Origin of the sequence: Natronoglycomyces albus (assembly GCF_016925535.1) — a bacterium.
GTDB lineage: Bacteria > Actinomycetota > Actinomycetes > Mycobacteriales > Micromonosporaceae > Natronoglycomyces > Natronoglycomyces albus.
In genome coordinates, this window is sequence record NZ_CP070496.1 from 2,452,418 (window position 1) to 2,470,447 (window position 18,030).

At 62.3% G+C, this 18,030-nt stretch carries 14 protein-coding genes and 1 pseudogene; 3 read left to right on the top strand and 12 right to left on the bottom strand.

Going from position 1 to position 18,030, the window contains the following annotated elements; all coding sequences use genetic code 11:
- The first annotated feature begins 47 nt into the window (after positions 1-47).
- Complete coding sequence (locus tag JQS30_RS10400) at positions 48-1,376, top strand: acyl-CoA carboxylase subunit beta (RefSeq protein WP_213173040.1); 1,329 nt, start codon at positions 48-50, stop codon at positions 1,374-1,376.
- Between the two features lie 245 nt (positions 1,377-1,621).
- Here JQS30_RS10400 and JQS30_RS10405 read toward each other — a convergent pair whose 3' ends face one another.
- The gene (locus JQS30_RS10405) at positions 1,622-3,481 is read right to left on the bottom strand and encodes a carbohydrate-binding module family 20 domain-containing protein (protein ID WP_213170216.1); all 1,860 of its coding nucleotides are present in this window, start codon (positions 3,479-3,481) and stop codon (positions 1,622-1,624) included.
- A gap of 282 nt (positions 3,482-3,763) precedes the next feature.
- Positions 3,764-4,597 (bottom strand): phosphoribosylaminoimidazolesuccinocarboxamide synthase, encoded by an 834-nt coding sequence (locus JQS30_RS10410; RefSeq protein ID WP_213170217.1) that lies wholly within the window; start codon positions 4,595-4,597, stop codon positions 3,764-3,766.
- 318 nt (positions 4,598-4,915) lie between these two features.
- Between JQS30_RS10410 and lipA the strand changes: the two genes are divergently transcribed.
- Positions 4,916-5,824 (top strand): lipoyl synthase, encoded by a 909-nt coding sequence (gene lipA, locus JQS30_RS10415; protein ID WP_425498865.1) that lies wholly within the window; start codon positions 4,916-4,918, stop codon positions 5,822-5,824.
- A 369-nt stretch (positions 5,825-6,193) separates the two neighbouring features.
- Positions 6,194-6,886 carry a DUF4191 domain-containing protein gene (locus JQS30_RS10420; protein WP_213170219.1) on the top strand — a complete coding sequence of 231 codons (693 nt, stop codon included), beginning with the start codon at positions 6,194-6,196 and terminating at the stop codon, positions 6,884-6,886.
- A 311-nt stretch (positions 6,887-7,197) separates the two neighbouring features.
- Here the strand turns inward: JQS30_RS10420 and JQS30_RS10425 are convergent, their stop codons facing one another.
- The 10 genes and pseudogenes from JQS30_RS10425 to lgt all read right to left on the bottom strand — a co-directional run.
- Complete coding sequence (locus JQS30_RS10425; protein ID WP_213170220.1) at positions 7,198-7,617, bottom strand: DUF3040 domain-containing protein; 420 nt, start codon at positions 7,615-7,617, stop codon at positions 7,198-7,200.
- A gap of 551 nt (positions 7,618-8,168) precedes the next feature.
- On the bottom strand, positions 8,169-9,356 hold the full coding sequence (gene dinB, locus JQS30_RS10430) for a DNA polymerase IV (protein WP_425498866.1): 1,188 nt from the start codon (positions 9,354-9,356) through the stop codon (positions 8,169-8,171).
- A 323-nt stretch (positions 9,357-9,679) separates the two neighbouring features.
- Entirely contained in the window at positions 9,680-10,837 is a 1,158-nt protein-coding gene (locus JQS30_RS10435; protein ID WP_213170221.1) for an alkaline phosphatase family protein, read from the bottom strand.
- A gap of 60 nt (positions 10,838-10,897) precedes the next feature.
- On the bottom strand, positions 10,898-11,701 hold the full coding sequence (locus JQS30_RS10440; protein ID WP_246497862.1) for a methyltransferase domain-containing protein: 804 nt from the start codon (positions 11,699-11,701) through the stop codon (positions 10,898-10,900).
- 254 nt (positions 11,702-11,955) lie between these two features.
- Positions 11,956-12,726 carry a WecB/TagA/CpsF family glycosyltransferase gene (locus JQS30_RS10445; RefSeq protein ID WP_213170223.1) on the bottom strand — a complete coding sequence of 257 codons (771 nt, stop codon included), beginning with the start codon at positions 12,724-12,726 and terminating at the stop codon, positions 11,956-11,958.
- Positions 12,723-13,700, bottom strand: coding sequence for an NAD-dependent epimerase/dehydratase family protein (locus JQS30_RS10450; protein WP_213170224.1), 978 nt, complete (start codon positions 13,698-13,700; stop codon positions 12,723-12,725). Before JQS30_RS10450 ends, JQS30_RS10445 begins: the two co-directional genes overlap by 4 nt.
- Before the next feature lie 79 nt (positions 13,701-13,779).
- A complete protein-coding gene (locus JQS30_RS10455) occupies positions 13,780-14,793 on the bottom strand; it encodes an ATP-binding protein (RefSeq protein WP_213170225.1) in 1,014 nt (337 codons plus the stop codon).
- 6 nt (positions 14,794-14,799) lie between these two features.
- Positions 14,800-15,312, bottom strand: a complete 513-nt coding sequence (locus JQS30_RS10460) for a GNAT family N-acetyltransferase (protein ID WP_213170226.1) — start codon at positions 15,310-15,312, stop codon at positions 14,800-14,802.
- A gap of 253 nt (positions 15,313-15,565) precedes the next feature.
- Entirely contained in the window at positions 15,566-16,741 is a 1,176-nt protein-coding gene (locus JQS30_RS10465) for an FAD-dependent oxidoreductase (RefSeq protein WP_213170227.1), read from the bottom strand.
- A 157-nt stretch (positions 16,742-16,898) separates the two neighbouring features.
- Positions 16,899-17,945, bottom strand: a pseudogene (gene lgt, locus JQS30_RS17695) (prolipoprotein diacylglyceryl transferase); the annotation flags it as partial.
- Positions 17,946-18,030 lie beyond the last annotated feature (85 nt).

An 18,030-nucleotide genomic window follows, 5' to 3' on the forward strand; every position in this document is an offset into this window, starting at 1 on the left:
TGCGCGACCCACTCCCCCGGCTGACGGCGCTGTTCGATGAGGGCACAATGCGCCCCATCAGCACGCCCGATAAGTCAGGCGTCCTCACCGCTCGCGGTGAAGTCAACGGCAGCGCCGTGATCGCCTACTGCTCCGATGCCCGCGTCATGGGCGGGGCAATGGGCACCGACGGTTGCATGCACATCGTCGATGCCATCGACACCGCCGTCTCCGAGCGCATCCCCGTGGTCGGCATCTGGCACTCTGGCGGCGCCCGCCTCAACGAGGGTGTCACCGCGCTCGACGCGGTCGGGCACGTCTTCGCCGCCATGATCCGCGCTTCCGGCCGGGTCCCCCAAATCTCAGTAGTGCTCGGCCCCGCCGCCGGAGGCGGAGCCTACGGGCCCGCGCTGACCGACATCGTCGTCATGAGCGACACCGGTCGCATCTTCGTCACCGGCCCCGACGTGGTGCGCTCGGTGACCGGCGAAGACGTCGACATGGAAACGCTGGGCGGCCCCGAAACCCATGGTCGCAAGTCCGGTGTCGCTCACGTGCTGCGCGAGACCGATGAAGAAGCCCTGGCCACTGGCCGCCAGCTAGCCGACCTCTTGGGCAATCAAGGCCGTCTCAACGTCGACGACGCCATCGACACCGAGAACCTGGCCGACCTGCTTCCCGAACAATCCAACCGCGCCTACGATGTGCACCCGTTGGTCGAGGGCATCCTCGATACGAAAGACTCCTCCGTCGAACTGCACGAGAAGTACGCTCGCTCCATCGTCACCACCTTGGGTCGCTTTGGTGGGCGCACAGTCGGCGTCATCGCCAACAACCCGCTGAGGCTGGGCGGCTGCCTCAACTCCGAATCCGCCGAAAAGGCCGCGCGTTTCGTGCGGATGTGCGACTCGCTGGGCGTGCCGCTCATCGTCCTTGTTGACGTGCCTGGGTACCTGCCTGGCATTGCCCAAGAATGGGAAGGCGTCCTGCGACGGGGTGCGAAACTGCTACACGCGTTCTCCGAGGCCGTCGTTCCGCGGGTGACGCTTGTGACCCGCAAGGCTTACGGCGGAGCCTACATCGCCATGAACTCACGCTCTCTTGGAGCCACGGCCGTGTTCGCTTGGCCTGGTGCCGAAGTCGCCGTCATGGGAGCCAGCGCCGCTGTCAATATCTTGCACCGCAAGAAGCTCGCCGCCGCCGCGCCCCAGGAGCGCGAGTCGCTTCGGGCCCAGCTGGTGGACGAACAGCAGCGGGTGGCTGGTGGGGTCGCCAAGGCTCAGGAGATCGGCGTCGTGGATGAGCTGATCGACCCGGCCAAGACTCGTCGCGCGTTGGCCGAGGCCCTGGATTCGGTGCCGCCGGCCCGTGGCGCGCACGGTAATATTCCGCTTTAATGGGCGCAGCGCCGCAGTGGCGCGGTCATCGAGTCTGACTAGGGGTTTGACCCCACATTGTTTGCACGGTGATGGATCGGCTAAGAACTTCGGCCGGTCCACCACCGTTTTTCGTTATGAGCCGTGGCCGGACTCGGGTTGTGTTTCCCTAGGCTGCGCGCATATGGATTGGGCTGAGCTCCACAGAGAGCTCAGCCCAATCCATTACTTGGTCAGGGGAAAGCCAGTCTTCCGGTGGGGTCTGACTAGCCGCGCCAGGTATCGTGCAATGCCTGGCAGTCACTGCCTGAGGCAATGGTGGTCCGGTTCGCTCCGGATTCCCACTCGAGGTCCCCATTTGGGTTGATCTTCACGTACTTGTACTCGATCTGCTGCCCTGAGGGGACTGACAACTGTTCGCTCCACACTGGATATACAGATTCCTCGGTGTGTAGAGCTGGTCCGTTATGCGGATTCCAGGCTCCCAGCTCAGAGATGTTGCCGGTGATGTGAATGTTTTGCCCATACCACGTTTCGGCGTTGACGTTGACGTCCAAACATCCTTGGCCATTGCCCGGGCTTGTGTCGCCCCTGGCGTTGACGTGTAGGGCCAGGGATGAACCGGCGGGAACGGTGGCTGTGAAGCGTCCTTGGGAGTCGACCGTGTAGGTATCGCCCGCGCAATCGCCACTGTGAAGTCCCCCGGTGAGCACATCGCAGTACTCGCCGCCGGCCAGACTCGTGTGGAAGGTCCGCTCGATTGGATGCTGCTCGGCGTTGATAACGACGTAACCGGCCTCGCCACGACCGAAGGCGAAAGCGTCGGCGTCGTTGTGCCATTGATCGGTGACCCCGTGGCCTGCGGTGGCAGCCCGGAACTTGGCCATTTCCGTGAATTCCGGAAGTCGTTGCTGGCACGTCCACGAATGCGCCTCGCAATTGACGTCGGACACGCGACCGTTCTCCTCCAAGGGCGGTGGGTCTGCGAAACCGTTGAAGGCGTAATCGGTCATCTGGCTGGGCACCCCATAGGGATAAGCCATCATGTACACATTGGCCAACAGGTATTCCCGGTGGTCATCGTAGTAGTTGAGGTAAGTGCCGCTGTCACCACCGCGCACCGTGTCGTGGTTGGAGATAAATGTCCCCGCCAAGTGACTGGGCGCAAGATCCCAGTGCGGCCCCAGATCCAGTAGGTAGTTGGCAGGAGTACCACCAGCGAAGTGGTTGCGCATCCAGGCGGCGTAGTCGAACATGTGCACCGCGCCGGAGGCGTAGTATTCGTCCGGGTGGATGGGCTCGTTGGACGTGTTGTGGTAAATGACCTCGTGGACGATGTAGGGATCACCCTGGACCCGGGAGAGAATGTCCTCCAAGTCGGTGGCGGGCATGTGCTTGGAGGCGTCTACTCGGAACCCGGCCGCGCCCAGGTCCATTAGATGGTTGAGGTAGGCGGCGATTGCCTGCCGCCCGTGCTCGGCGCCAGTGTCGATGTCGTTGAGGCCCACTAGGTGGCAATTCTGCACCTCCCAGCGGTTGCTGTAGTCCTCCACTTCGCAATAGTCCTCACCCGCGCTGTTGAAGTCGTTCTCTGCGAAGGGAACGGCCGGGTAGTCGAACTGGCGGTAGCTGTGTCCTGCCCAGCTGGTGCGGGTGGAAGGGCCACCGGCGGCCATGTGGTTGATGACGGCGTCGACGATGACCTCGATGCCGTGGGAGTTGCAGGTGGCGATCATGCTGGCGAACTCTGATGCGGTACCCAGCCGTGAGTTCAGGTCGTAGCTGGTCGGCTGGTAGTGGATGTACCAGGCGTCGGCTTCGGCCGCGTGCTCTCCGGCGATGTGGTCTTGGGGTGGGCTGACTTGGACGTGCGTGTAGCCCGAGTCGCCCAGGAAGGTTTGGCATTCCTGGGCCACGGAGTTCCAGTTCCACTGGAACATGTTGATGATGGAGTCGCCCTCGCCCAGGGTGGCGAAGTTGGCCGAGGTGTATTCGGTGGTGGGATCGTCGTCATTGGTGGCGCTGGCGGGAACGGTCCAGATGAGTCCGGCGGCGAGGGCACTGGATGAGAGGACGACACCGGCACGCCGCCAGTGGGTACGTCCAAGGGTGGAGGTGTGATTCATGTTGTGAACCTCGTTGTAAGTCAGGGGAACGCAAAGTTTTGCAAGTTAACGTCTTATTACCGACGTAACCTGATTGAAACTTTCACATATTGACAAGATACGATCTCTCCGAGTCTTGGTCAAGGTTCGCTAGTGACCTCTGGACACCCCCACTGATGTCGAGACTTTCCCCTCGCGCACAAAAACAGGGCAACCACGGTGATTGCCCTGTTGGTTTAAAGAAGATGAGCTACTAGTGCGAGGAGAAGCAAGGGGCCGTACGCCCATGGCCCACCATAATTTTTATGCCCACACGCGACCGGTGATGCGCTCGTATGCCTCGATGTACTTCGCTTGTGTCAGCTCGACGACCTGGTCAGGGATTTCGGGGCCAAGGCCTTCCCGGTTCCAGCCGGTGGAGGTGGCCCAGTCGCGGACGGCCTGTTTGTCGAAGGAATCTTGCCTTTGTCCCGGCTGCCATGCCTGGGCATCCCAGAATCGCGATGAGTCGCTGGTGAGCACTTCATCCCCAAGCACGATGGTGCCATCGGCGTCGAGTCCGAACTCGAACTTGGTGTCAGCGATGATGATGCCGCGCTGCGCGGCGAGCTCGGCTCCTCGTCGGTACACCTCGAGGGAGAGCGAGCGCAGTCTCTCCGCGCGCTGGACGCCCTCTTGCGCGACCACCGCGTCGAACGAGATGGGCTGGTCGTGCTCCCCCACGGCCGCTTTCGTCGTGGGAGTGAAGATCGGAGCGGGAAGTCGATGCGCCTCCCCCAGCCCGGCTGGCAGCTCAACTCCCGATACGGAGCCAGTTCTTTGGTATTCGGCCAAACCCGAACCGGTCAGGTAGCCGCGTGCGATGCACTCCACTTGCACCATTTTCAGCTTCTTGACGCGCACGGCGCGTCCGGTGAACTCCGCGGGCACGTCCGTCGCGGAGATGATGTGGTTGGGCACTAGATCTGCCAACTGTTCAAACCACCAGAGGCTTAGCGCTGTCAGTAGCTTCCCTTTGTCGGGTATTGGCGTGGGCAGTACCGTGTCGAAGACACTGACGCGGTCGGATGCGACCAAGATCAGTTCGTCTCCCTCGGCATAGACGTCACGCACTTTGCCCGAGTGAATCAGTTCCACAGTCCAGCCTCTCCCTGTGCCACAGCTGGCAGCTGGCCGCTGCGGCGCTCCTGTACACAGCGGTGTGCCGCTGCCCGGTCCCCGATCGCGTACGCACGTGCTCGCGCTCGTTGCGTTGATTAAAACATTCGCTGATGGCCACGGCGCCTAGCCGCATCGCAGCACCCAGACGACTCACAGAAACCGGGTGCGCTCCGCTGAGGAGTCCGGATTTGGGTGGCGGGCTAGCCGCATCACAGTGGCTACCGTTACAGGGCAACGAACGGCCATAGGGCGTAGGGTGGACGGGTGACTTCCGTACAGCCAGAAGGACGGCGCATGCTGCGCATCGAAGCGCGCAATGCCCAGACCCCCATTGAGCGGAAGCCGTCCTGGATCAAAGTGAAAGCCAAGATGGGCCCCGAGTACTCCGAGTTGAAGAACTTGGTGAAGACCGAGGGCCTGGCCACGGTGTGCCAACAGGCCGGCTGCCCCAATATTTACGAGTGTTGGGAAGACCGCGAGGCTACCTTCCTGATCGGCGGCGAGCAGTGCACCCGACGCTGCGACTTCTGCCAGATCGACACCGGGAAACCGCAGGCTTTGGACCGTGACGAGCCTCGTCGCGTTGCCGAGTCGGTGATGAAGATGGGCCTGAAGTACGCGACGGTGACCGGCGTGGCCCGCGATGACCTGGATGATGGCGGCTCGTGGCTTTATGCCGAAACAGTGCGGCAAATCCACACAATGCTTCCCGGTTGCGGAGTAGAGCTGCTCATCCCCGACTTCAACGCCGAATCTGACCAGTTGGCCGAAGTATTCTCCTCTCGGCCGGAAGTGCTGGCTCACAATGTCGAGACGGTGCCGCGCATTTTCCGCCGTATCCGCCCGGCGTTCACCTATGAGCGTTCGTTGTCGGTGATTACTTCCGCGCGCGAGGACGGTTTGGTGACCAAGTCGAACCTGATCTTGGGCATGGGTGAGACTCGCGAGGAGATTTCACAGGCTCTGCGTGATCTGCACGAGGCCGGTTGTGAACTCATCACGATTACGCAGTATTTGCGTCCCACGAAACGGCACCACCCGGTTGACCGTTGGGTTAAGCCCGAAGAGTTCGTGGAGCTGTCGCACGAGGCTGAGGAAATTGGCTTCGCAGGGGTGATGAGCGGGCCGCTGGTGCGCTCTTCATACCGGGCGGGTCGCCTCTACAAGCAGGCCCTGGAGGCGCGAGAGACCACCCCCGCATAGACGGGGTTTCGTTCGTTGCCCTCGGTTGCGCAGTCGCGCAACCGAGGGTTTTCTAGTTCACGCGGGCGTGGGTGCGGTCTTGGATCGCTGGGAACTAAGTGGGCCACGGTGGCAGCCATTCGGTGGTGGGGCTCTCCGCGCGTACCTCAAAGCCCGAGTGGGTGGGTGCGAAAGCCCTGGGCCAGCCGCCAGGCAATAACCCGAAGATGAATTTTTCTCACCTAGGGACCCCCTAAATCATTATCCCAAACATCATGTTTTTCCGTCAACAGGCGATTCATCCCCTGTGGAAAACTGGGGTCTCTTTTTCACCGGCGCAAACGTCCGGGTCACATCGTCGTGGCCTGTGCCCCACCGTATGCTTGAGGTATGGCTAAGCAGCAGGAGAAAACCTCGTTTAAGGACAAACTGAAGACCATTGGGATGGCGTTTAAATACACCACCAAACGCGACAAATGGTTCCTGCCCGTGCAGGCGATTGTCGTCCTGCTGCCGTTCATCATTGTGACGGCTCTGGTGGTCTTCCTGTCCTGGCCTTGGTTTTGGTACGTATCAGCGCTGTTCATCGCCCTCATCGGCTGCATGATCACGCTCAACACCCGTACGACCAAGGTCATCTCCAAGGAGGCGGTCGGACGCCCCGGCGGCGGCTACGCGCTCATCGACGGCATGCGCGGTTGGCACATGACCCCCGCCGTGGCAGCCGCTTCCGAAACCGACATGGTGCACCGCGCGGTCGGCAAGCCTGGCGTCGTCCTGTTGGCGGAGGGCGGAGGAAAATCCCGCAAGCTCATGAGCCAAGAGCGCAAGCGCATCTCTCGCGTAGTCGGCTCCACCCCGGTCTACACCTTCGTCATCGGCGAGGGTGAGAACGAAGTCTCTGTCACTGACCTGCGTAAGACGCTCATGAAGCTGCCGCGCAATATTAAGGCCAAGGACGCCAATCACGTGCACAAGCGGCTGACCGCTCTGGGCAATGCCCTGCCCATGCCCAAGGGCCCTACCCCGACCAGCACAAACGCCATGAAGGGCGCACGCCGCTCCATGCTACGGGGCCGCTAAGAGCCCACCCGCTCTCAAACACACAGCTAAGGGCCTCAGGATTACTCCTGAGGCCCTTAGCTGTCGTCTCAAAGAAGTTGCCCGAGGAAGCAACCTCGACATGATCTGAGCCAGCGGCCATACCCGCTCGCCTGGAGGTCAACGCTGTATGTTCGCACACCCGGTCCACGGTCAAAGTCGACGGCCCCAAGAGGCAACCGACCACACCGATGGCATACACACAAGCAGGGGCCAAGAGCGGTTCAGGCCCGTTTTAGCCCACACTCATCCACCACGTGAGCTATCGCTCCTCCCCCCAAGGGAGGAACCCCTTAAAAGTAATCCCCCGTGTCGCGGCGGCGACGCCAGCGCTCTTCCATACGGTCACCGAAGGAACTACCCCCACCGGAGGGTCCGTTCCTTTTCCCGCCGGAACCAGTCTTACGGCTAGCTTTACCGTCGACTGCCCTAAGTTCCCCGGTGGCTCCCTTGCGCTGAGCGCGGAGACCGAAAAGCAGACCTGCGAACATCAGCACGGCACCAGCCGGAGCGAAGTATGTAGCGTTCGACGACATGACTCCGCCGATGATGACGCCAAGACCAATGAACGAAATCAGGCCAGCAATGATCATCCTGCGGCGGGTGACGTGACTCGGATCGTTCGCGCGCACCGCCGAGGCGAATTGGGGGTCATCTTGCAGGGACTGCTCGATTTCGTCGAACAGTCGCTGTTCGTGTTCGGAGAGCGGCACGGCACTCCTCCTGCGCTGTCGAGGTCCTATGGTCCACCGTGAGGATGAACCGCTCGGTGGTTTCTTCTAGTTTACGGGGCCACGCCACGCCACGGAAGGCAGATGCACACCAATTCTGGACAAAGGCGCTGATTGAATGGGTTATTCGGCAACCCAAACTAACCATCCCTCTTTGACCAGCCACGAGATGTGGCTAGCGACACCGCTTAACCGGACGTAGCGTCAGGCTTGTCTCGGGGAGAACTCAAGAGCGCTCCCGAACATGCCTCGGCGTCACCACTGCCCACGCAGATCGCTGTGAACCTGTGGGCCGAAGCGACGAGGTTGGCCACACTGGTTCCCTCGTGTGGCCCGGTGCCAGGTGGGCACCGTCGCCGCGCGGTTTCACCGCCCGAACGCACAGCGGAAAGTGATGAATCATCATATTCCGTTCTACGTCCTTCAACTGTAACCGCCGTACCCGCCGATTCGTCGCCATTGGTGAGCCTCGGAACCCCCGATCGGCGCGAACCAGCCGGAAATTCCGTTGTGGCCTCTGTGGCGTCAGTAGGTTAGCAGTCACGCGGGCGCAAGGTGCTAGCGGATCTAATGCTGTTGCGCCCAAAGCGAGTCGAGGCATCGTCAATGGTCGTCTCAACATCACGCCACCCGTGCTCAGGCTCATCGAGAGCCACCTGACGGGCCGTGTGCGCAGCGCTGGCCAAGTTACTCAATCGCACTCCAACCAGCCGCAGCGGCGCTTTCGCCGAGGCTGTTGCCAGTGGGAAGGCCACTTCGTACAGTTCGCGCCCCACATCCGTGGTCACCGGCAATGTCCGGTCCCGAGTAATGGTGCGGAAATCTCCGAAACGGAGCTTCACCCCCACAGTCCGACCGACGAACCCCGCCTTGCGAGCCCTCGAGGCGACCTTCTGACACAGTTTTACCAGCGCCGGTTGCCACACCGCCGGGCCGACATCAGTGGCGAACGTCGTCTCAGCCGAGATCGACTTGTCCACCGAAGGAGTGGCCGAGACCGTGCGGTGATCCTCGTTGTGAGCAAGCGCGTGCAAATGCGCTGCCGAGGCGCTGCCGACGGAGGCGGCCAGGGATGCCTCCGGCACTGCCGCAAGGTCGGCGACGGTGCGCAAACCCAACCGTTCGAGCTTGGCGGCGGTCTTGCCACCGACCCCCCACATGGCGCTAACCGGGAGAGCGTGCAAGAACTTCAGTTCACTCTGGCGAGGAATCACTCCCAGACCATCGGGCTTGGAGTAGGTCGAGGCGAGCTTGGCGAGGAACTTGGTGCTGGCCACGCCAACGGTGCAGGTCAGATCATGCTCTTGACGGATGCGCTGCTTGATCTTCCGACCAATCGCGCTAGCGGTTCCGAATAGGCGACGAGCACCGGCCACGTCGAGAAACGCCTCGTCCACCGACAAAGGTTGCACCAGCGGAGTGAAGTCACGAAACAGATTCATGATGGCGTCGGAGATGTCGCGGTAGGCGGTGCCTTCGGGCTTGATGAAAACGCCGTGCGGACATGCGCGGCGCGCGACAGCGGTAGGCATAGCGGACCGCACGCCGTACACCCGCGCCTCGTAGGAGGCGGCGGAGACGACTCCACGGGGGCCCAGGCCACAAACAATCACGGGCTTACCGCGCAGCTGAGGGTTGCGGGCTTGCTCGACGGAGGCGAAGTAGGCGTCCATGTCGACATGCAAGATGCCGAGCCCATCATCGTCCAGGTCGGGGCCGATGTAAGGGCTGGACTTGCCCTTACCCGCGTAGGTGCCCGAGCGGTGGTAGCCCTTCCAGGGGCCAGGACCGCCCCGGGAGGCGCTGTCGGAGTTCACAGTGGTAACTCTAGGCCAGCACTACGACACTTGGGCGGGCTCGCGGCCGGTCCCCCACAGATAGGATCGCGCGGGCCCGCGATGACAGCGATGCGGAAGAGCGACGGCCACGGCTGGGTAGATTCCCCTGATCGCCTCGCCTACCCATCGCTTTCGCCGCACAGTCCCGGGAATATTCGGTCGTCAAGGTGGGCTCCTGGCTGGTAGCCGCCCAACCGCTGAGCCGTCTAGGCGCGATAGGCCCATAGCGGAATGACCATTTCGGCGGCGGTCAAGCCTCCGTGATGGCCAACCAACTGCGTCAAGTACTCCGGTTCGCCTGAGGCCCCCAGGATGCCGCTGGTGCCAATGCACGCGACGATCACATCCCCCACGCGTTGAGCATGTCGCTCCCCCACCGGGCCGAACCAGCCCCGCGAGATCGCTTCCTCTCTTGTCAGCACCTCGGCGAACTCCCCCAGCGTTTCCCGCCACGCGGCTTCCACGTCAGCGGTGGATCCATCAGCGGTATAGAGGTAACGCATACGCGGGTCACCGGCGATCAACTCGACCCCATCCCACAAGTGCGGGTAGTCGTCCAGGTGAATCTGATGATCCACGTTCACCATGCCGTGATCCGCTGTCACCAGCAACGCCGTATCGGAGGGAAGGCCATCCACCAGCTGCTCGATCGCTCCGCACACGTCGGAGACCTTCTCCAGCCACTCCGGCGAGCCCACACCGAACTGGTGCCCGGCCGTGTCCACGTCCGGCAAGTATCCGTAAACCAGCGAGCGGTTACCGCGCACGAGGGCCTTGCGCATTTGCAGAGCACACTCCGAGGCGCTGTCAGCTCCCACATAGTCCGCCCCTCGAAAGACCGCTTGTGTCAGGCCACTGTTGCGAAACGCGTTAGCCGAGACGGCCGTCGTCACCACCCCCGCATCCCGCGCCTGCTCAAAACACGTCCGCATCGGCTGCCACTGACGGGGATCGGGATCCGATCCCCAAAGAATGTGCACCAAGAGCCGATGATCCTCCGGGACCCGGACGGTGAAGCCCATGATTCCGTGATCTCCGGGGGTCGAACCCGAACCGAGGCTAGCCAGACTCACCGGCGTGGTCGAAGGCAGATTCGTGGTGAGAGTACCCATGTCACCAAGGTTGCCGTTGACGATCTCACGCAACGTCTCACTTGCGGACTGCGCCACATTAAGCAGGTGATAGCCGAAGCCATCCAGCAACAACACCGCGACTCGCCGGGTGCCCGCCAATGGCCCAGAAGTCAACCCCAGCCGGTCAGGGTGACCTGGCACGCCCAGCAAAGCCAGAGTCGAGGGCAAAAGGTCTGACAGGCTCCCATCGCCGTAACGGGGCAGAACTTGTTCCAACGGGAAATCACGCATGCTTTGCAGCCTAATGGGCACAGCCTCCATCGGCGACCTCTCGCCTGCGGGCCACGCCGCTCACAAAGTGCGGGGCTTACGCGCCAGCACATGCAACTGCGCCGCGAGGTCCCGGAAGGGAATGCGGGCGGCCGTGGCCAGTTCAAACTCACGCAGCGCCTCTTTCGAGCCGCCCTCGGACTCCAAGACCGAGCCGGGAATGAGGTCGCTGACGACCTGCACCCCGTGAACGTGCTCAGTCGCCAGGCCGCACCCGTTGACCAGCGCCGTCAGAGTATGCGTCTCAAAGCGGTGTGCGACGGTGTCGGATTCCCCTAGCCGACCTTCGACGTCGTACAACAAGTTCAGGGCTGACTGGAACTGTCCACCAAGAGCTTTGGCGAAAACGGCCGCCGCGCGATTAGCGACCAGAAGGCTCACCGCGCCACCTTCGGCCACCACATCGGCGATGGACTCCAAGGCCCGCTGCGGATGATCGACATGTTCCAAAACGCTGTGGCACAACACAAGGTCGGCGCTGCCAGTCTCCAACGTGTCGGAAAGTTCCTCGGTATCGGCCTGCACGGCGGCGACCGAACCTTCCAGCCCAGCGTCAGCGGTACGCTGCCGCAAGGCAGCCAACGCGTTCGCACTCGGGTCGACGACCGTGACCTCGTGTCCAAGTTCGGCTAGTGGCACGGCGATACCACCGGAACCACCTCCGACATCGACAATGCGTAGCTTGCGCAGGCCGCTGGCGAGTTGGCGTGAGGGGTCGGGGTCAGCCTGGGTGAGCAAGGCCGACTGCCGTTCGATTTCGCGGTTGAGGACCGCCCAGACCACGGCGTTGCGCGACGTTTGCTGGTGTTTGCTTGCGGTGCTCACCGATACCTCCATGTACGCGAGATCCTGCCTCGCTGAGCCTATCTGTTCGCAGTCACCCTCGGCTACACATATGCCGTTCGCCGCCGGGGAATACCCTCAGGTCCGACCAAAACGGCCCAACGTATACCGCAAGCACATCAATGATGTGACTGGCAGGCCAGTAGAACCGCGCCGAAAACCACGTATTAGGGCACCGGCGACTGCCGTCTCCAACCAAAAACCGGGGACGACTCGTCGAGTCGTCCCCGGTTACGTTAGGCGGAGTCCACCAGTTTCGGTGGTCGGCGGCGAATGTTCCACAGATAAGCCGGATTATTGCGAAAGTAGCGGCGCCACAAGCGCTTGGGCTCTTTAGTCAGGCGGAAAAACCACTCCAGGCCACGCTTTTGCATCCATTCCGGGGCCTGCGGGACCAAACCGGCGTGAAAGTCAAAGGCCGCCCCCACTCCGAACAAGGCCGCAGCGTTGAGCTTGTCGCGGTGCGCGGCCATCCACTTCTCTTGCTTCGGGGTGGACAACCCCACCCAAACGAAATCGGCACCCGAGTCGTTGATGCGCTGCACGATCTGGGCGTCCTCCTCCGGTGTCAAAGGCCGGAAGGGCGGAGAATACGTGCCAACGATCTTTAGATTGGGGATGCGGGCGGTGAGCTTCTGGGCCAACAGTTCGGGCACCCCGTCCTTACCTCCGTAGAGGAACGAGGTCCAACCTTTGTCGGCGGCGCGTTGCAAGACATTGAGCATAAGGTCGGGCCCGTAGACTCGATCCATCCAGTCGGCTCCAGCCTTGTGCCCGGCCCACACCATCGGCATGCCGTCGGGGGTCGTGAGCCCCGAGTCGTTGTGGATGGCGCGCAGACTTTCGTCGCGCTGGCATTCCATAACCCCGTGGACTCCGGTCACGCACACATAATGGCGTTCGTCGTGGTCGACCCAGCGACTGATTTCTTCCAGGGCCATGTCCTGGTTGACCGTGGAGACCTCGACGCCGAGGACATCCACGCGGGTGAGGCGAGGTTGACTCATAGCTTGTAGGTGGCCTTCACCTGGTCATAGATCCACGCGTACGTCTTTTCCATACCTTCGCGCAGAGAGATGGACGGCTCCCAGCCAAATTCCTTGCGGATGAGGGTGTTGTCGGAGTTGCGTCCTCGCACACCCAAGAAACCGTCGACGTGGTTGAGTTCGATGTCGATACCGGCGATCTCGGCGACCAGGTAGTACAGCTGGTTGATCGAAACCATTTCGGAGGAGCCAAGGTTCAGCGGCTCCAAGAAGTCACCACGGGCAATCATTTTCGAGCCATACACGCAGTCATCGATGTAGGTGAAGGATCGGGTTTGTAGGCCGTCGCCCCACACTTCAATCTCGTGGTCGCCCGTCAGCTTCGCCAGCGCGATTTTGCGGCAGGTGGCGGCGGGGGCCTTTTCGCGGCCGCCGTCCCAGGTTCCGTTGGGACCGTAGATGTTGTGGTAGCGGGCAACGCGGGTTTGCAGGCCGAAGTCTTCGCGGAAGTGACGGGCCATGCGTTCGGAGAATAGTTTTTCCCAGCCGTAGCCATCCTCGGCGTCGGCCGGGTAGGCGTCTTCTTCGCGCAGGGCGGTCACGTCGGCGTCGGTTTGTTTGTATCCGGCGTAGACACAGGCCGAGGAGGAGTAGAAGAAGCGTTCGGCTTCGACTTCCCGGGCGGCCATGAGGGCGTGGGTGGAGGGCAGGACTGACAGCATGCAGTCGGCTTTGTGGGTTTCGATAAAGCCCATGCCGCCCATGTTGCAGGCCAGGTTGTAGAACTCGCCCACTCCGCCTTTGACGATTTCGCGATTGTTGGCCAGGTCGGCACAGTCTCGCTGGAGATTGTCAGCCTCGGCGTGCACCTGGTCCCAGTCGTCGGTCGGCTTGATATCGACCGCTCGCACGGTCTTTCCCTCCGCTAGGAGGCTGGCCACGAGATGGCCTCCAATGAATCCGCCCGCGCCTGTGACAACTGCGTCAACTGCCATTGCCTGTTTCTCCTCATGCCTACCGGTTAAATGTGTCCAGATTACCCGTCACTGCGGGCGGTTCCACACAGGGCGTCGCTCAGGATCGTTCGCTAGCCGCTGCCGCAGTGTTTACTTCCTGAGCTGGGGTTTCACCTGTTGCTGGGTTGTTTGCCGGCAGTGGTGCCGGGGCGAATAGGTCATCGGGTCCGATGCGGTGGAATTTTTCGGTCTCTGGGGTATTGGCGATGCCCGATTCGAAATGGGTGCCTATGCACACGAGGGTGGCCTGGTCGGCTCCGGGGACACCTTGTTGGATGAGTAGGTGTTGCAGCATGCGCAGGCGGGCGAGTTGGCCGTTGCGCATCATGAGTCCCCATCGCAGGGTGCCCAGGGCGAGGAGTCGGGCGGGGTCCTCGCCGGACCAAAGGGAGAATTCGGAGGCGCGGAGGCGGCGGGCTTCGTAGTCGGGCACGAGCAGGCGGGCTGCGGTGGTGGCTTCGATTCCCAAACGGGCGGCTCCGGCTGGGGAGGTGCCCCATTGGCGGGCGATGTCGGCGGCTTCGCCGCGGACGATGTAGCGGTTGAATCGGGCGTGGAGTCGGCGCCACAGTAGGTCGTGCATGCGGCCTCGTTTCCAGTAGCCGACGTGGCCCGACAGGAGTGAGTAGTAGAAACGCAGGCGGCGGTCGCTGATGCGCCACAGGTCGGTGTCGGGGTCGAGCGGGTCGCGTACGGCGGTGATCATTCCGGCGTCGACGAAGGGGCGCATCGCTTCGGTGGTGCCGGTGGGGCCGAGTTTGGTGATTTTGGCTAGTTGGGACAAGTTCCGGGGTCCGGAGACTAGGAGCCACAGCATGCGGTCGAGCTCTTCGCTGGGTTGACCGCCGAGGGTTTCTTCGACGACGCCCGATAGTGATTCGAAGATGGGGCTTTTGCCATCGAGCAGGGTGGACTTAACCCAGTCGTCTACTTCGGAGTAGGTTTTGGGGAAGTAGGGGACGGCTGCGGCTAGTTGTGAGTCGCCGCCCAGGCATCCGTGCACCGCGACGGCGGCCCTTGGGTCGGTCAGACCCCATTGCTCACAACGCTTTTGGTATTCGAGTGCGGTCATGGTCTCTTAGGCGTCCTCGGGAGAGCTGGTGAGTTTCTGGTACATGATGTGCATTCCCACTAGGCCGTGTGTGGGGTGGTTGAATCCGTCGGGGACGACCGCGAGGGTGCGGAAGCCTAGGGAGTGCCACAGTGCCACGGCGTGGGAGTTCGTTTCGACTACTGCGTTGAACTGCATGGCGTGGTAGCCCTCGGAGCGGGCCCGTTCGAGGACGGCGTTGCCCAGAGCGCGACCGACACCTTGACCAGTGTATGCGGCGTTGACAATGAATCCGGCGTTGGCGATGTGCGCTCCTTGGCCTGGCTGGTTGGGGTGGATTTCGGCGGTGCCGGTGATGGCTCCGTCGTCGGTTACCGATACCAGGGTGGCGCGGGGTGAGGAGTCGTTCATCCAAAATTCGCGGACGACGTTTTCGGCGCGGTCGCGCTCGTATGGGTAGGTTTCGCCCGCTTCGATGACAGGTCTCATAAAGGCCCACATGTGGGGCCAATCCTCGGCATGCGCATCACGAATATGCATACGCAAGACTCTACGACTTGCGTGCCGGATTGCCCACCCGTTCAGTGGTGGACGCCGAGGGTGGTCGGCGGGGGTTTGGGGCGGGGAGCGCCAGGATGAATACCTGAGAATTTTTCACCTAGGGACCCCCTTTTTTACTATCCCAAAAGTCCGCTTTCTTCATCAAGAAGCGATTCTTCGCCTGTGGATAACTATGGGCTGATGTCGTCGCAGCCGAATCGGAAGCCACGTTAAGGGATTGGACGATGGTTCTCTAGCGGGAGTGGGCGCCGCCCCCGCCAGGCAGGTGCCAGTCAAAACCCTGCTTGATTTGCCGGCCAATCAGCGAGCCTGGGGCAGCGCGCAACAGCTGACCCGCGACGCCGGTCGACCGTCCGGCCACGTTATGGAGCCGTCGCGCCTGTCGCGCCAACCGTGTCACTCTTGGGCGCCGCACCTTTTCGAAGAGCGCCAACGCCGCAGTGATACCAGCGGAATTCGTCAGGCACCATTTGAGCGTGGCGGCATCCTCTAGCGCGAGGCTTGTCCCCTGCGCCAGTTCGGGAGCCAGCGCATGGGCGGCGTCGCCGACGAGGAGCGCGCCGCGTTGGTCGGTGCAGTGCTGAAAGTCGCTCGGCAGTGGCCATAGGTAACGTACTGCGCTTTGAGATAGCTCCCCGGGTCGCGTCGCGCCGATGAGTTGGCCAATGGGTTCGGGCCAGTCCGCGAACCACCGATTGATCAGCTCATGCTGGATTTGGTCTGACTCCGGGCGGAGCCCACCGGGAACGGTGGCCGCCCAGGCGGCCCCGGTTTGACCGAGGCTGGCGTAGGAGAAGCGCCGGTTTGCTGGGCCGAACGTGATGACGGCGTCGCTATCGAGGTCGGGTGCCCGATGTGGAGGGATGGTCGCTTGGAACATGACGGTCGAGGCCGAGGTGACCTTCGCGGTTTCGTCAATGTGATGCCGCAGAATCGAATCGGTGCCGTCGGCGGCGACAATGAGGTCCGCCTCCCACCGGCGGGTGGCGTCTCCCGCGGCCAGGTGAACGAGGTCGATGCGAGTGACGGCAGTGGAGGGATGTACTTCGACGTTGGAGCCCAGGTGCGACACCAGGGCCTCGTGAAATGCCGCTCCTTGCAGGATCATTGTCGGTTCACTGGAATTGGCGCTGAGCAGTTGTGGTCCGACTGTGGCGATGGTGCCGCCGTCGATTTTGCGCAGGCGCAGGTTGGAAACTGGGTGGGAGACCGCTTCCAGTGAGTTGGCCAAGCCAAGTGAGGCCGCCGCGCGAATCCCATTGGGCCACACTAGGGCACCGGTGTCGTCGCCGCGCAGACGTGGTCGCTGTTCCAGCAGTGCGACCCGCCAGTTCAGTTGAGAGAGGGCTATAGCGGTGGCCAGTCCGGCTATTCCGGCTCCGACCACCACCGCTTTCGGAGTATTCACGATTGCACCTGCTGGGAGGGGTCGTGGCGTCTAAGAAGGATGTGCGGGGTCCGGCACGGCACATGACCATGGTTCGAAACCCATTGCATAACCTCTGCGTCTTCGCGTCGTCGTTTTCGGTGTCGTTGGAGTCGGGGGTGTCTGGGTTGTCATCCGTGGTCGGCTCCTCGGAGCCCTCAGACGATCTATCGTCCGGGGTCTCCTCGGCGGAATCGGCCTCCGATCCGCCGGGTTTCCTCTTCCCGCCGTTGGCGATCTTCGACGTCTCCTCATCGGAGGCGTCGGTGTTCTCCTCGGAGGGAGCTTCGAACGTGCCGCGAGTGGCCTGTTCGGAGTTCCAGGCTACGGGGTGCAGCCGATCCTCGACGTCGGGGACGAGCACGAGCCGGGGACCTTCGGTCCGCAGCAAGTAAATGAGCGCGCCCAGCACGATGGCTATCGACATCCATTGGTTGACTCGCATGCCCAAGAACGCCCCGGCCGGGTCGATGCGTAGGCTCTCGATCCAGAACCGTCCCACCCCGTAGAGGGCGACATAGACGGCGAATGCGCGCCCGAAGCCAAATTTGTACTTCTTGTCGGCCGCCCATACCGCTAGTGCGACGCCGATGTTCCATACCGCTTCGTAAAGGAAGGTCGGGTGGAAGGTCGCGTAATCCTTGTAACCGGGGACGCGGTGGGCGTAGTCAATTTCCAGTCCGAGGAATATCTCCGTGGGCCGCCCGTACAGTTCTTGGTTGAACCAGTTACCGAATCGCCCGATTGCTTGGCCGACTGGTAGTCCGGGGGCGAGGGCGTCGGCGGCCATGGTGAGCGGCAGTTTAAGTTGGCGGCAGGCGATCCACGCCCCGAGCCCGCCCATGGCGATCGCGCCGGGGATGCCGAGCCCGCCTTCCCATATGGCGAATGCCTGCCATGGGTCTCCGCCCGCGCCAAAGTAGGCGTCGGGGCTGGTGATGACGTGGTATAGCCGTCCGCCAATGATGCCAAAGGGCACGGCCCATACCGCGATGTCAAGAACAGTCCATTTGGGAGCGCCGCGCTTACGCAGGCGGGCTTCCATGATCCATCCGGCCGCTACGATCCCGGCGATCAGACACAGGGCATAGGCTCGGATTGGTATAGGCCCGAGCTGCCATTCGGCCTCTGGCGGGCTGGGGATGGACGCCAAGTCACTGGCGCTGATGATTGTTGCGAGCTCCACGATGAGTAACCGTATCCGTTGGTGGCGGGTGATGGTACACGAGGGGCACTTCTTGGCGTACGTGCCCGTCGGGTTGCCCACCGTC

Coding starts and splice junctions, on each gene's coding strand:
- JQS30_RS10400 (WP_213173040.1), top strand. CDS start 48: ATGCGCCCCATCAGCACGCCCGATAAGTCAGGCGTCCTCACCGCTCGC.
- JQS30_RS10405 (WP_213170216.1), bottom strand. CDS start 3,481: ATGAATCACACCTCCACCCTTGGACGTACCCACTGGCGGCGTGCCGGT.
- lipA (WP_425498865.1), top strand. CDS start 4,916: ATGCTGCGCATCGAAGCGCGCAATGCCCAGACCCCCATTGAGCGGAAG.
- JQS30_RS10420 (WP_213170219.1), top strand. CDS start 6,194: ATGGCTAAGCAGCAGGAGAAAACCTCGTTTAAGGACAAACTGAAGACC.
- JQS30_RS10435 (WP_213170221.1), bottom strand. CDS start 10,837: ATGCGTGATTTCCCGTTGGAACAAGTTCTGCCCCGTTACGGCGATGGG.
- JQS30_RS10445 (WP_213170223.1), bottom strand. CDS start 12,726: ATGAGTCAACCTCGCCTCACCCGCGTGGATGTCCTCGGCGTCGAGGTC.
- JQS30_RS10450 (WP_213170224.1), bottom strand. CDS start 13,700: ATGGCAGTTGACGCAGTTGTCACAGGCGCGGGCGGATTCATTGGAGGC.
- JQS30_RS10455 (WP_213170225.1), bottom strand. CDS start 14,793: ATGACCGCACTCGAATACCAAAAGCGTTGTGAGCAATGGGGTCTGACC.
- JQS30_RS10460 (WP_213170226.1), bottom strand. CDS start 15,312: ATGCATATTCGTGATGCGCATGCCGAGGATTGGCCCCACATGTGGGCC.